The organism is Streptomyces sp. Ru72, from assembly GCF_002920635.1.
Lineage (GTDB): Bacteria > Actinomycetota > Actinomycetes > Streptomycetales > Streptomycetaceae > Streptomyces.
This window is the reverse complement of sequence record NZ_PQSR01000159.1, coordinates 1-12,444: the sequence shown is the minus strand read 5'-3', so window position 1 is coordinate 12,444 and position 12,444 is coordinate 1. Positions and strand designations below refer to the sequence as shown.

10 protein-coding genes, 1 tRNA gene and 5 pseudogenes are annotated in these 12,444 nt (G+C 68.9%); 9 read left to right on the top strand and 7 right to left on the bottom strand.

All coding sequences use genetic code 11. From position 1 onward, the window contains the following. Positions 1-113: 113 nt before the first annotated feature. A pseudogene (locus C3488_RS37420) lies at positions 114-1,037 on the top strand (IS256 family transposase); the annotation flags it as partial. A 140-nt stretch (positions 1,038-1,177) separates the two neighbouring features. Here the strand turns inward: C3488_RS37420 and C3488_RS37415 are convergent. Further along, complete coding sequence (locus tag C3488_RS37415; RefSeq protein ID WP_146068010.1) at positions 1,178-2,155, bottom strand: hypothetical protein; 978 nt, start codon at positions 2,153-2,155, stop codon at positions 1,178-1,180. Positions 2,156-2,543: 388 nt separating this feature from the next. Between C3488_RS37415 and C3488_RS37410 the strand changes: the two genes are divergently transcribed. Continuing rightward, positions 2,544-2,966 carry a hypothetical protein gene (locus tag C3488_RS37410; protein ID WP_308460710.1) on the top strand — a complete coding sequence of 141 codons (423 nt, stop codon included), beginning with the start codon at positions 2,544-2,546 and terminating at the stop codon, positions 2,964-2,966. A gap of 99 nt (positions 2,967-3,065) precedes the next feature. Continuing rightward, positions 3,066-3,184 (top strand) — tRNA-OTHER (locus C3488_RS40965). Between the two features lie 416 nt (positions 3,185-3,600). Here the strand turns inward: C3488_RS40965 and C3488_RS37405 are convergent. Genes C3488_RS37405 through C3488_RS37395 form a run of 3 tightly spaced genes read right to left on the bottom strand, consistent with a single transcriptional unit; the run spans position 3,601 to position 5,729 of the window. After that, entirely contained in the window at positions 3,601-4,593 is a 993-nt protein-coding gene (locus C3488_RS37405) for an ABC transporter permease subunit (protein ID WP_103845310.1), read from the bottom strand. Further along, the gene (locus C3488_RS37400; protein WP_103845309.1) at positions 4,590-5,492 is read right to left on the bottom strand and encodes an ABC transporter ATP-binding protein; all 903 of its coding nucleotides are present in this window, start codon (positions 5,490-5,492) and stop codon (positions 4,590-4,592) included. The genes C3488_RS37405 and C3488_RS37400 overlap by 4 nt, the downstream gene beginning before the upstream one ends. A gap of 54 nt (positions 5,493-5,546) precedes the next feature. Further along, positions 5,547-5,729, bottom strand: a complete 183-nt coding sequence (locus tag C3488_RS37395) for a hypothetical protein (RefSeq protein WP_103845308.1) — start codon at positions 5,727-5,729, stop codon at positions 5,547-5,549. Positions 5,730-5,902: 173 nt separating this feature from the next. On the opposite strand from C3488_RS37395, the gene C3488_RS37390 reads away from it, so the two are divergent. Together C3488_RS37390 and C3488_RS37385 are read left to right on the top strand one after the other, a co-directional pair. Continuing rightward, positions 5,903-6,982 (top strand): sensor histidine kinase, encoded by a 1,080-nt coding sequence (locus C3488_RS37390; protein ID WP_219822368.1) that lies wholly within the window; start codon positions 5,903-5,905, stop codon positions 6,980-6,982. A gap of 11 nt (positions 6,983-6,993) precedes the next feature. Continuing rightward, a complete protein-coding gene (locus C3488_RS37385; protein WP_219822369.1) occupies positions 6,994-7,638 on the top strand; it encodes a response regulator transcription factor in 645 nt (214 codons plus the stop codon). A gap of 34 nt (positions 7,639-7,672) precedes the next feature. Here the strand turns inward: C3488_RS37385 and C3488_RS37380 are convergent. Both C3488_RS37380 and C3488_RS37375 read right to left on the bottom strand, forming a co-directional pair. Next, positions 7,673-8,131, bottom strand: a pseudogene (locus C3488_RS37380) (ATP-binding protein); the annotation flags it as partial. Positions 8,132-8,214: 83 nt separating this feature from the next. Continuing rightward, a complete protein-coding gene (locus C3488_RS37375; protein WP_258053889.1) occupies positions 8,215-8,685 on the bottom strand; it encodes a hypothetical protein in 471 nt (156 codons plus the stop codon). Positions 8,686-8,734: 49 nt separating this feature from the next. Here C3488_RS37375 and C3488_RS42200 point away from each other — a divergent pair. Beyond that, positions 8,735-8,932 (top strand): annotated as a pseudogene (locus C3488_RS42200) (IS5/IS1182 family transposase); the annotation flags it as partial. 97 nt (positions 8,933-9,029) lie between these two features. Here C3488_RS42200 and C3488_RS42805 read toward each other — a convergent pair. Beyond that, positions 9,030-9,308, bottom strand: a pseudogene (locus tag C3488_RS42805) (NUDIX hydrolase); the annotation flags it as partial. A 12-nt stretch (positions 9,309-9,320) separates the two neighbouring features. Here C3488_RS42805 and C3488_RS37365 point away from each other — a divergent pair. From C3488_RS37365 to C3488_RS37355, 3 genes and pseudogenes are all read left to right on the top strand, one after another. Next, a pseudogene (locus C3488_RS37365) lies at positions 9,321-9,974 on the top strand (PP2C family protein-serine/threonine phosphatase); the annotation flags it as partial. A gap of 407 nt (positions 9,975-10,381) precedes the next feature. Continuing rightward, a complete protein-coding gene (locus C3488_RS37360) occupies positions 10,382-11,677 on the top strand; it encodes a hypothetical protein (protein WP_103845306.1) in 1,296 nt (431 codons plus the stop codon). A gap of 333 nt (positions 11,678-12,010) precedes the next feature. Beyond that, a complete protein-coding gene (locus C3488_RS37355; protein ID WP_103845305.1) occupies positions 12,011-12,244 on the top strand; it encodes a hypothetical protein in 234 nt (77 codons plus the stop codon). Positions 12,245-12,444 lie beyond the last annotated feature (200 nt).

The window sequence follows — 12,444 nt, the reverse complement described above, 5'->3', positions numbered from 1 at the left end:
GATGAACGACCACAGTTCGTCCGACACAATCCACGGTCGCGACTGACGCTTCCCCACGCCCCGACCAACGAGCCGACAAGCCAACGGTCACTTGATCAACAACTTCTGTTAGGGCCTCTAAGTCTCCGAAGATCAGTGAGGTGATGCCACTGCTCTACCTGTACGGTTTGTCCTCCGGCGATTTCGTGCCCGCCCTGGAGCAGTTCCTCGGCTCCGTTGCCGGGCTGTCCCCGGCAACGGTCACCCGGCTGACCCAGCAGTGGCAGGCCGACCAAGCCGCGTTTATGGACCGTGACCTGTCCGAGGTCGACTACGTGTACCTGTGGGCCGACGGCATCCACCTCAACGTCCGCCTGGAGGAGGCCGAGGCGTGCGTGCTCGTGCTCGTCGGCGTGCGCGTGGACGGCTCGAAGGAGCTGGTCGCACTCAAGGACGGCTACCGCGAATCGGGCGAGTCGTGGGCGGACCTGCTGCGGGACTGCGCCCGCCGGGGCATGCGCGCCCCGGTGCTCGCGGTCGGGGACGGCGCCCTGGGCTTTGGGAAGGCCCTGGCCGAGGTGTTCCCCGACCCCCGCGAGCAAAGGTGTTGGGTTCACAAAACCGCAAACGTGCTTGACTCGATGCCGAAGGCCGCGCAGCCGGGCGCGAAGAAGGCCATCCAGGACATCTACAACGCCGAGGACCGCGACCACGCCGAGGCGGCGATCAAAACGTTCGCCCAGCTCTACGGCGCGAAGTTCCCCAAGGCCGTCAAGAAGATCACTGACGACCAAGAGGAGCTGCTGGCGTTCTTCGGCTTCCCGGCCGAGCACTGGATCCACTTGCGGACCACGAACCCGATCGAGTCCACCTTGGCCACCGTCCGGCTGCGGACCAAGGTCACCCGCGGCGCCGGTTCCCGCACCGCCGCCTTGACTATGGTCTTCAAACTCCTCGAATCCGCCCAGCAGCGGTGGCGGGCGGTGAACGCGCCCCACCTCGTCGCCCTCGTCCGTGCCGGAGCCCGCTTCGAACGCGGCCGGCTCGTCGAACGCCCGTCGGCGGTCGCGGGCGTGAGGACCCTCGCGGCCCAGGCCATCAGTACCAGGCCGCTGGGCCTGCTGCCGCTGCACGTCGCGCATGCCGGGGAGATGGCCGCGGTGCTGTCCTGTTCGGTCCCGGGAAGCCCATGAGGTGGTCAGTCGACCTCCGCTCCTGCGATCAGCGCATCGAGCGCCGTGCGCAGCGCGGCCAGTTCGGCCGGGGTGGGATCAGCTGGTTCGTGCGGCACCAGCGCTGCGGGGTTCATCACGGGGACGGTGCCCTCCGGACCAGGTGCGGCCGTGGCGCGGGCAAGGAACGCGCCGTTGTCGGGCGGCGGGGTGCCAAGGCCGTCGACGAGCCTTCGCAGTGCGGGCGCGAGTGGGCGGTGCGGGAAGGGGAAGTCTGCGGGGAGCAGCCGGGCCTGCTGGGTGTGGTCGTCGCCGCGGAAGTCCAGGACCCAGTTCTCCCAGCCCGGCAGCGGCCAGTTGTGGATGCCGGCCACATTCTGCACGGCCCAGAGCGAGACGGTGCGGGCCTCCGGGTCGAAATGGACGCCGCCGTACGGCATGTCGGTGAGCGCAGGGGTGTTCGGCGACGCGACGATCAGGTCGATCAGGCCCGGGCCGCCGGCGAGATGCTCGATGGGCTCCCAGTCGCTGCCCCACGCGCGAACGCTGCCGTCGGGCAGGCGCAGGGAGGCGACGGAGCAGGGCTCGGTGTATTCGGTGGCCGCGAACCCGGAAGGCTCGAAGGTCTCGAACCAGCCCGGCGAACGGGTCAGGTCCCTGCCGAGGCCCAGGTGGTCGGTCAGATCACCCATGCCGTCGTGCGCGAAGCGGACGTCCCAGCCGGGCCATGTCCGGGCCAGTACGGCACGGGCGGCAAGGTGGTCGGCCCAGCTGTCCGCGAAGGCGAACCACAGCAGGATTCGGCGGTCGTGGTCGACGAGTGCGGCGCCCTCGCACCACACGTCGTCGAGCCATTCGTCGATCTCCGGGTTGGCGCGGAAGCAGCGTGTCGCCGCGGCCGGACCGGGCAGCAGATCATCGACCACCCGCTTGGCGGCCCAGTGCGAGTAATACCGCTGCCAGGTGCGGTTCTCGACCACCACGTACTGCGCTCGTGCTCCCATGATCAGCGAGGCTAGCGCCGCTGGACGACGGGCGACGAACGCTTTTCAGGCGACCAGCTCGGGCTGGTCGCCTGCGCCTCGGTGAGTGCCTTGCTTGGCAGCCTCCTGGCTGGCCTGGCCCCCTACTGTGTGAGCGCAGCATGCGTCCGTCGAGGTTGGTCGAGTTCTACGAGCTGCAGCAGAGCAAACGCCGAATTCAGCTCGCCCACAACTCTTGACCATGGCTCGGTGGGTGGGGATGGCGTACGGAAGAGTTCGGGGAGTCGCAGAAGTCGCACGAGGGCATTGCGGAAGCGGTCCTCGCCGACGGCATTCCGGTGTACCTGGACACATCGGCAGCGGTACTGCGGGGCGCACAACGAGCGAATGGTGGGCGTACGACGAAACGATGCGGCGGCCGAAGGCAGCCGCCGTCCGGGGTTCTTGCTCGTGCGGCTGGCGCGGTCAGAGCCATCCGATCGACTGGGACAAGGTGAAGAACGACCGCCTGGACGAGCTGGACGTCAGCGGCCCGTACGACGACTGGTGCGAGCACATCTGTGCCGTCGAACACCAGACCGTGCCGCTGCCGGCCGACCTCGCACAGCTCATGGACCAGTTGGAGGAGCATCTGACCGAGCTCGCCGAGCAGGCGCCGGTGGCCGCGCTGAAGGCGGTCGCGAGGCTGGAACGCCTCGCCGCCTTGGCGGGCCGGGAAGCCGCTTACGCGGCGGAGGTCGACGAGTTGTCGCCGGAGACGATCGGCAAGGCCCTCGGCGTCAGCGCCGGCAAAGCACGCTCCCGCATGACCCACTACCTCCTGCGCCATTGACCCGGCGGCCTTCCGGCGTACGCGGAAAACCGGGTGGGATCACTGAGGTGAGGGCGTCTATGGTCTGGGGACCGGGATCGCGCGGTCCCGGCAGGCTGCGGCGCCGTGGCAGAGCGGTCCATTGCAATCGTCGTGCGGAAGGCCCTCCGCGCGACGACTGATGAGGCCCGGGCGGGCCTGTCCGTCCTCGTCCGCGGGTTCGAATCCCGTCGGCGTCTGCAGCCGCCCCCTCTCGAACTTCGGCTCCGCCTTGAGCAACGTCAGAAGGCGGCGCGTGAGGCTCCCCGTCGCCCAGCTGACTGATATCAGCCCGCTCAAACTCAACGCCCGCTCCTGTGGGTGAAGCTGCTCAAATCGGAGTGCATGGGTGCGTGCCCTGTGCTTGTATGGCGCCAACGCGACGTGGAAACACTCGAGCTGACCACCGGGTGCCCCTGCGCCCCGGCTGAACTCGCCGGGTGCTGCAGATTCATCGACGACGTCTATCTCGTCGAGTACGAGCCGGAACACGAACCGTTCCCCGAAGCTCCGTTAACTGTCCCGTAGGCGAGAGTAGGCTGAAGGCCCTGGCGCCTGGCCGGGAACCGGCTGGCTGCTGAGTCAGGCGGCGGAGGATTCCGCAGCCGCGCCGGTGTCAGTTGAGCCGGCTGCGAATCCGCCAGAAGCTCAGGACAGCCAGTAGCCCGGCGAGGGCCGTGAAGACCGTGGTCTCCAGCCACTGGAAGGTCCAGTAGCGGCTGGCCGGCTGCTCGGAGACGTCCACGTGGAGGTTGCCCTTCGCCAGGCAACTCGGCATCTCCGTTAGCGACTTGTTGTTGGTGCAGTCCTGGAACCATGCCGTGTGGCCGACCTCCTTGCCCTTGGAGTCGAGCATGGCGGTGGTCTCCACCACCCAGGGCCCACCGGGCACCCGCAGCCCGCCGATGTCGCCGTAGGTGCCGATCTTCGTCAGGCCGCTGATCAGCTGTGCGGTGAGCGGCACCGAGGTGCGGACTGGCGATTCGTAGTGCGGCCGGATGGCGGTGGGTACGACGATCTGAAGCACGGCGAAGACCACCAGGGTCGCTCCCATGGCGGGCACGATGTGGCGGACGAACAGCCCGAGCGCGGTCCCCAGCACGAAGGCGAACGCCGCATAGCCCAGCGGCACGATGTTGCGCGACGCGAACAGCACCGGTTCGAAGCGGTTGTTCAGGACGGTGTTGACCGGGCCGGTGGCCCAGGTCAACAGCAGGCTGTACAGCCCGACCAAGGCCATGCTCAGCAGACCGACCATTCCCAGCTTGACCGCCAGCCACCGGCTGCGGGTCACGCTCTGGTTCCACACCAGCCGGTGGGTTCCGGCCTCCAGCTCACGACTGATCAGCGGGGCGCCCCAGAAGATGCCGATGACGCCGGGGACAACCAGCAGCAGGTAGCTGAGCAGGTCGACCTGGAGGCTGTAGTTGTCGGCGAAGGCGCCCAGTGTGCTGGAGCAGTTGCCGTGGCCGGTGCAGTGCGTAAGCGTGTCGTCGTAGCTGCTGTGGATCTGCTGGCCGAGGATCACCAAATAGATCCCGAGCAGCAGGAGGGCACCGAAGCCCACCAGCGCCTGAAGGCGGAACTGGCGCCAAGTCAGCCAGATCATCGCTGTGCCTCCATGGCCGTCGGGGCGGGCTGGGCGGCGGCTTCGTTCGCCCGGGCCATGTAGGCCAGGACCAGCTCCTTCAGATCGAGCGTCTCCACGCTCCAGGAGCCGTCGGCCAACTGCCGCTGATCCGCACGCACGATCGCCGTGCTCTCCCGCAAAGCGTGTTCCATGCGGACCACTTCCACGCCGACGGGCAGCTCACCGATATCCTGGCGGCCTCCGACGAGCCGGTGGTGGTAGGCCAGCAGTTCGGACACGTCGCCGGCCACCTGGATCCGGGAGCCGGCCAGCACGATCAGGTAGTCGCAGACCCGCTCCACATCGGGGAGCGCGTGCGAGGAGAGGATGGCGCTGGCCCTCAGGTCGGTGACGAACTCCATGAGGTTGTCCAGGAAGCCCGCACGGGCCAGGGGGTCGAGCGCGGCGGCGGGCTCGTCGAAGATCAGCAGCTCGGGCCGCTTGGCCGCCGCTATGGTCAGGGCGAGCTGAGCGCGCCGGCCTCCCGAGAGACGGCCCGCCTTGTGCTTCGGGTCCAGTCCGATCTGGGCGATCCGCCGCTGCGCGAGCGGCCCGTCCCACCTGGGGTTCAGCTTCGCACCCATGCGCAGGTGGTCCGCGACCGACAGATCGGCGTACACCGGCGTGTCCTGCGCGACGAAGCCGACCTTGGCCAGGTGGGCCGGACTCGCGGCGGGTTCGGCGCCCAGCACGCGGATCGTGCCCGAGGTGGGCCTGATCAGCCCACAGGACATGTTGAGCAGAGTTGACTTTCCGGCGCCGTTGGGACCGACCAGGCCGATCACGCGCCCCTGGGGGATGCTCAGGTCGCAGTCGATCAGCGCTTGGTGGCGGCCGTAGCGCTTACCCAGCTTCACGGCTTCCAGTACTGGTGTCATGTGTTTCCTCGATCGAGGTAGCGAAGTGGTCAGGGCGTTGCACGACGACCCCGGTCAGCCGCGCGCCCCTCGGCTGCCGCGCCACTTCTTGACGCTCCAGTAGACGGCGTAGACAACCCCGGCGAAGACGATCAGGTTGAGGGCCCACCAGGCGTACAGCAGAGGGCTCCGCACGGTCTTCTCGGCCAGCGTCGAGACGGCGAGGACGTGGGGAGCGGAGGAGATCGGATCAGCCATGTCCTCAGAATGCTGAGCAGGCGTCGGCCGTCACACCAGCCGAAAGAACACTCCGACTCGTACTTTCGGCCGGTACGGCGGTCCGCTGGCGATCGCGTAGCGTGCACTGGGTGAAAACCGCACTTCGACCGGCCTGGGGGCCGAAGGTTGCAGTCAACACAGCACTGGGGGTCTTGTTCGCCGCTGTGCTGCTGTTCATGGCCGCTCAGTACATGAGCCAGGGCCGCCCCTGGGCCTTCGACACCGGGGTCGGCCTGGCCGTGTGCCTGATCGCTCTCGGGCGCGCTCGGCACCGGGGCTGGGCGGCGGCCATCGGCCTGGCGATCGCGGGCGGCGCCGGTCTTGTCGCCAGGCTCACGAACCTGCCCGGCGAGCCAGGCGCCGGCGCGGTACTGGCGCTGCTGGTCCTCGGCGGCTCCGCCATCCGGGCGCTGCCTCGCTGGCAGGCCGGCGGAATCGCGGCCGCCGGGTTCGCGCTGATGACCGTCGGCTGGCTGACCACAGACGCCCCCAGCACTCCGGTCCGGGTCGGTACGGATGTCTGGATTCTCGCCCTCGGGACCGGTCTCGGCCTGCGTTTCCTGGACTACCGCCGCCGGATGGCCACCGAGGCTGTCCGGCGCGATGAACGCCTGACCCTGGCCCGGGAACTGCATGACGTGGTCGCCCATCACATCACGGGCATCGTGGTGCAGGCCCAGGCCGCGCGGATCGTGGGTAGGCGGCAGCCCGAGACGCTGGAACAAGCCATGGCAGGCATCGAGGAGGCCGGCAGCGAGGCGCTGGCCGCCATGCGCCGTGTGGTCGGACTGCTGCGCGACACCGACGACGCGGCCACCACCTCTCCCACCACGCCGGGCCCAGAGCAACTGGCCGAGATCATTCGGCGGTTCGACAGGCACGGACCTGACGTGAAGCTCCGGCTGCCCGAGGACCAGGCGCCCTGGCCACCCGAGGTCACCACCACCGTCTACCGGATCGTCCAGGAATCCCTGACGAACATCGCCCGGCACGCCTCGCACGCCCGCTCGGCCACCGTCGACATCGCCCAGGACCCGACCGGCGTCACCGTCACGATCACCGACGACGCGCCTCCCGGTCACACCCGACACCTGCCGAAGGGCGGGTTCGGCCTGATCGGCATGCGTGAGCGGGTCGAGGCCCTCGGCGGCACCCTGACTGTGGGGCCCGAGCCCGGAGTCGGCTGGTCGGTGCTCGCCAAGGTGCCGATGCCCCTGCAGGAGAGCCGGTGACGATCAAGGTCATGCTGGCCGACGACCAGGCGATGATTCGCGGCGGCCTGAGACTCATCCTGGAGGACCAAGAGGACATCACCGTGGTCGGCGAGGCCGCCGACGGCGCCGAGGCGGTCGACCTCGCCCGACGACTGCGCCCCGATGTCTGCCTGATCGACATCCGCATGCCGAAGCTGGACGGCATCGAGGTCACCCGCGCCCTGGCCGGGCCAGGCGTGCCAGACCCCCTGAAGGTGGTCATCGTCACCACCTTCGACCTTGACGAGTACGTCTACGGCGCGCTGCACGCCGGGGCAGTCGGCTTCGTCCTCAAGGACGCCGGGCCGACCTTGCTGGTCGAGGCGGCGCGCGCGGCGAGCGTTGGCGACGCACTCATCTCTCCGTCGATCACGCTGCGGCTGCTGCGCAACCTCGGGCCAGCCCGGAGGGCGACCGTGCCGAGGCCGACGCAGCCGCTCTCGGAGCGCGAGACGGAAGTGATCCGAGCCATCGCGCGAGGTCGCACCAACCAGGAGATCGCCGCCGAGCTATTCATCTCGCTGAGCACAGTCAAGAGCCACCTGGCGACGATCCAGAACAAGCTTCAGGTCCGCAATCGGGTCGAGATCGCAGCCTGGGCGTGGGAGAGCCGACTCATGGACAACGCCCAGTGACCTTCCTGAGTGGCTGCTCCTGATGCGGGCAGCCAAGCAGGTCGACGCGGCCGTAGCGGGCGATCGTCTTGGTCAGCTGCTTCTCATCCGCGGCTTCGACCAGCTCGTTGACCAGCTTGGTCGCCAGGACGTACTTGACTCGGTAGCCGGCCATCGCGGCCTCGGTGCCCAGTGCGATCAGCAGGTGGGACTTGCCCGTGCCGGAGTCGCCGATGAGACAGAGGGCAGGCCCTTCTTGATCCATTCGCACTTGGCGAGGGTGTGGATCATGGCTGCGTCGATGTTGGGGTTGGCCTCGAAGTCGAACTTCAGCAGCGACTTGTCGCGGGGGAAGCCTGCCGCCTTGATGCGGCGCTCGCAGCGGCGGCGGGCCCGGTCGTCGCACTCGGCCAGCAAGAGCTCGGCGAGGAAGCCGAGGTAGGACATCTGCTCACGGCTTGCCGTCTAGGCGAGGTCCGGGGAACTGGGAGCGGATGGTGGGCAGCCGGAGCATGCGGCATGCCTGGTCGACGGCGGTGGTGGCGGCCTGCTCAATGAGTCCTCGCTGGCGGGGAAGGGTCGCGGCGTTCTCCTCTTTCACGGGGTGGGGTGGTCGGGTCGGCGGAGCCGCAGGAGCTGGTCGTAGGGGGCGACGGAGGGCAGGGGCCGCTTGTCGGGTGGCAGGTTGGCCCTGACAGCCGCGGGCAGCGGGGCGATGGCGGTCTGGCTGGTGGTGGACGGCGGCTGCGGGAGTTCTTCGAGTCCGGTGTCGGCGTCGGCTGCCTTGCGGGCTTCGAGAGCGACGGCATCGGCGGTGAGGGCACCGGTCTGCAGAGCTGCGGCGAGGCCGGTGACGAGGTGTTCGTGGGGCAGGTGGCGGCTGAGGAGGAGGACCTCGGTCAGAGCCCGGGTGCCGTCGCGTTGACCGTGCGCTTTGACGGCGGCTTCCCACAGCCGCTCATGGCGGGCGACTTCCTCACGGCCGTCGTAGACCACGAGCTCGGAGGCGTGGAGCATGACGCGGACGGTGCGGCCGATCAGCCGCACCGGCACCGAGTAGCGGTTCATCCGGGCGCGCCCCCGGAACCCCAGCCGCCGCGTGGCCTGCGGCTGAGGCGGGCACCCGCGCACCCGTCCGGCGCATGTGATCGCCGACCGGGCGTACTCCTCCCGCCGTAACCGCGTCTACCTGCGACGACGGCAGATTCCGCACACGATCCCGGAGAAGCGTGACCAGGCTGGCCACCGACTGCGGCCGCGTGCCAAGGGCGGAAGGCCGCCCGGTTTTGACCGCGAGCGCTACAAGCGCCGCCACAACAACGAACCAGGGATGGTTGCTCGTCGGCAAACTGAGCGACGAAGAAATGCTCCGTCCCGATGCACCGCTTGCCGTTCCACTGCACATCACGGTCGACGAGCACCGACCGGTCAAGGACGGCAGCCGGGTCGAGTCCGGTTTCCTCTGCCAGTTCACGTCGTGCCGCCACCAGCGGTGTCTCGCCAGGCTCGATGCCGCCACCGGGCGGCTCCCAGAGCCAGGTTCCCGTCGAAAGGATCCTGCCAGTGCAGAAGCAGCAGGCGGTGGGAAGCGTCCAGGCAGATGACCCGGGCGGCGGGCCGGTGCGTTGTTTCCACCGTTCTGACGCTATGCGGTGCTCGAAATGTCGATCAAGACCTGCGTTGATCGACATCTCAAACACGGCCTAGTCCGGCACCCGGACATCGCGGTGCGCTACCTGCCCGCGGCCAAAGGACTGAACGTGTGCGGCGACTGGTACGACGTCGTCGACCTGCCCGACGACCGTTTCGCCGTGGCCGTCGGCGATGTGGTCGGCCACGGCCTGCAAGCCGCCGCGGCCATGGGCATGCTCCGCAGCGCACTCTCCGCCGCCGTCCGCGCCCTGTGCGAACCCGGCCCGGCGATGGACGTACTGGGCCTGTACGCCCGCTCGGTGGAAGGAGCGCTGGCCACCACCGCGGTCAAAGCAGTCATCGACACCCGCCGCCACCACATCACCTACAGCAGTGCCGGCCACCTGCCCCCGGTCCTGTGGTCCATCCCGACGGCACTTTCGTGCTGCTCGACCAGGCCACCGACCCCCCGCTGGGAGCCCGCCCGACCACGTCCCGCGCCCCCAGGCGGCCGTGCCCTACCTTGCTGGCGGCACACTCGTGCTCTACACCGACGGGCTCGTCGAGCGCCGCGGGGAGGACATCGACACCAGTGTGCAGCGGCTCACCGGCATCCTCGCCGGCCATGCCCGCCTCAGACCGCACCACCTGGCCGACACCCTGCTCTCCGCCTCGGCGTCACCAGCGGCGGCGACGACATGGCGCTGATCGTCGCCCGCCTGTAGCCGTCCGTGCAGCCGCAGTACCGCACCGACGTCAGGGTCAGCGGTCTGGGCAAAAGCCCTCATCGGCCCCGTTCAGCAGCGTTGGGTTTATGGCGCCGCCTTTGCGACTTCAGTAACGGACGGACGGCCTGCGCTTCATACAGCAGAGGCCAAGTCTGTGGTGGGTGACCGCCCCGTTTGGTTCACCCGCATGGAGTAACGGGCGTGTGCGGTTGCCCGTGCATCAGGGCCGCTGTCGCGGCAGGTAGGTGGTCGGACTGCCGCTTGCCCGAGCAAGCAGCTCGCGGAGCGATCTTCGGCACGAGTGCGCAGGATGGGTTCCGGTTGCCTGGCCCCTGCAGGGGACGGCGGGCGGCTCTTCTTCGTGCGTGGTGTGATGCCCGCACCGATCTCACCTGGAGCAACTGATGGCAGCGATGACGGATGTGCTGGTACCGGCGTTGGAGGACGCCCGTGAGGCTCACGCCGCGGTCGTCGACCGGTTCCGGACGGATGTGACCATCACACCGCCCGGTGCTCGTCGGCAAAGACTCGAGCGCCAGGTCGCTGAAGCGGAGGACCACCTGGAGCGCATCGAGGACCGGGTACGCGAGATGCGGCCTCCTCGCGGAGCGTGGTCCGCTGCCGCGCAGTTCGTGCGGTTCGCGGCGCGCGGCGCTGTGCGGGTGACCATGCTGCCGGTGGAGGTCGCGGTGGCGGCGATGACGGAGATGGCGGACGGCGAGCGGCTGGCCCGTGAGCGCCGTCTGCTGAAGAACGCCGAGGACGAGTATGCGGCGGCAGCGCGGGCGCTGGCGGCGTGTCAGGCGGGAGAGAGGATCGCCGAACAGCTCCATGACCGGGAGACCGCCGACCTGCTGCGCCTGCTGCGCCGGCAGGACGAGGAGCTGCTGGAGAGTCTCGAGGAGAATCTCGCTGAGCGGGCCGGGGCCGTGGCGGTGGCCACCAACGGCCAGCGTCCCCTCGAGGCTGAGGCTGCCGAGGGTGGCGGCCTGCTGGATGCGGTCATGCGCACGGTGCGGGCGGCCGTGGCCCGGCTGCGGCAAGCATTCCGACGCAGCACCAGGCGGGTGAGGGGCACGGCTGAGGGCGCCTGGCGGGAGATGCCCGATGCGACCCGCATGGCCGAGGAGGTCCAGGGCGCGGTCACCCGCGAGGAAGACCTGCCGATCCCCGGCTTCAGCCAGCTCGGCATCACGGAGGTCCAGCAGCGTCTGCGGGGTCTGTCGCAGACGGAGCTGACGGTGATCGAGGGCTATGAGCGCGCACACGCGGGCCGTCCCGGAGTGCTGAACGCCATCGAGCGCCTGCGTGAGCCGGAGCCGTGGGCCGGCTATGACGAGATGGACCCCGAACGCATCAAGATGCACCTGCCGAACGTGTCCGACCGCGTGGTGCGGCAGGTACTCGAGTACGAGCGGCACCACCGGCAGCGCGACACGGTGATCCACGCGGCCGGGAATGCGCTTCCGGCGGTGCCCGAGGCCACCCACAGGCCTGGCGGGGAGGTCCTGGGCGCGGTCACCCGCGAGGAGGACCTGCCGATCCCCGGCTTCAGCCAGCTCGGCATCATGGAGATCCAGCAGCGTCTGCGCGGACTGTCCCCGTTGCAGCTCACGGTGATCGAGACCTGGGAGCGCGGGCATTCCAACCGGCAGGCGGTCCTGGACGCCATCGATCAAGCCCGCCGCAGCAAACCCTGAGCCGGAAGGCGCCGACCGCCCCAGGAGCGAGCGAGCGCACACGGGTCGGCGTGGCCCGGACTGAGGAACGCGTGCCTGTGTGACCATGGCCGTGGATCTCCCGCGCACGGAGACGACCCAAGAGTCCCCTTCTGGAGATGCGCCCTCACCCACTTCAGCAGGGGACTCGCGGGCGTCCCCATGCCGGAGACGAGGCGGCTGTCACCGGCTGCGGCAGCCGTGGGCCCGGCCCGGCCCGTGACGGCAGCCGGCCGTAAAGAAGATCTTCAGCCCCGTCCCACACCCTAACTAGGGTCGTCGTTCCTCGCTGACGAAGGAAAAGGAAGGACCACCATGGCCAGTAGCACGGAAACCGGCAACGTCACCGGTACCAAGGACAAGGACTACAACCTCATCTGGTTCATCGAGGCCTGCCTGAGCAACGCCCTGCGGATGGAGAGCTACATCCAGGACGCGGAACGAGAGAACGACACCGAGGTCGTCGAACTGTTCCGCAAGGCCCAGGCCGACAGCCGCAAGGGCGCCGAACTCGGCAAACAACTCCTGCGCACCCGGCTCAGCAGCTGACACAGCTGGTCCAACCACTCGCGGACCGACGACTGTCGGTTCAAGCAGGCTGCCGCAGCGACGCCCCGCGAAACGGCGCCCAGCCCTTCATCGACGCCCTGCTCAGGCTGGCCCAGGCACTTGCCGGCAGCTTCGATTCTGTTTCGGGGCGGTGGCCGGTTGGCCGGTATGGTCGCTGAGTTCGGTGCTTTAAGAGGCCC

Coding starts and splice junctions, on each gene's coding strand:
- C3488_RS37415 (WP_146068010.1), bottom strand. CDS start 2,155: ATGGGAGCACGAGCGCAGTACGTGGTGGTCGAGAACCGCACCTGGCAG.
- C3488_RS37410 (WP_308460710.1), top strand. CDS start 2,544: ATGCGGCGGCCGAAGGCAGCCGCCGTCCGGGGTTCTTGCTCGTGCGGC.
- C3488_RS37405 (WP_103845310.1), bottom strand. CDS start 4,593: ATGATCTGGCTGACTTGGCGCCAGTTCCGCCTTCAGGCGCTGGTGGGC.
- C3488_RS37400 (WP_103845309.1), bottom strand. CDS start 5,492: ATGACACCAGTACTGGAAGCCGTGAAGCTGGGTAAGCGCTACGGCCGC.
- C3488_RS37395 (WP_103845308.1), bottom strand. CDS start 5,729: ATGGCTGATCCGATCTCCTCCGCTCCCCACGTCCTCGCCGTCTCGACG.
- C3488_RS37385 (WP_219822369.1), top strand. CDS start 6,994: ATGCTGGCCGACGACCAGGCGATGATTCGCGGCGGCCTGAGACTCATC.
- C3488_RS37375 (WP_258053889.1), bottom strand. CDS start 8,685: ATGAACCGCTACTCGGTGCCGGTGCGGCTGATCGGCCGCACCGTCCGC.
- C3488_RS37360 (WP_103845306.1), top strand. CDS start 10,382: ATGGCAGCGATGACGGATGTGCTGGTACCGGCGTTGGAGGACGCCCGT.
- C3488_RS37355 (WP_103845305.1), top strand. CDS start 12,011: ATGGCCAGTAGCACGGAAACCGGCAACGTCACCGGTACCAAGGACAAG.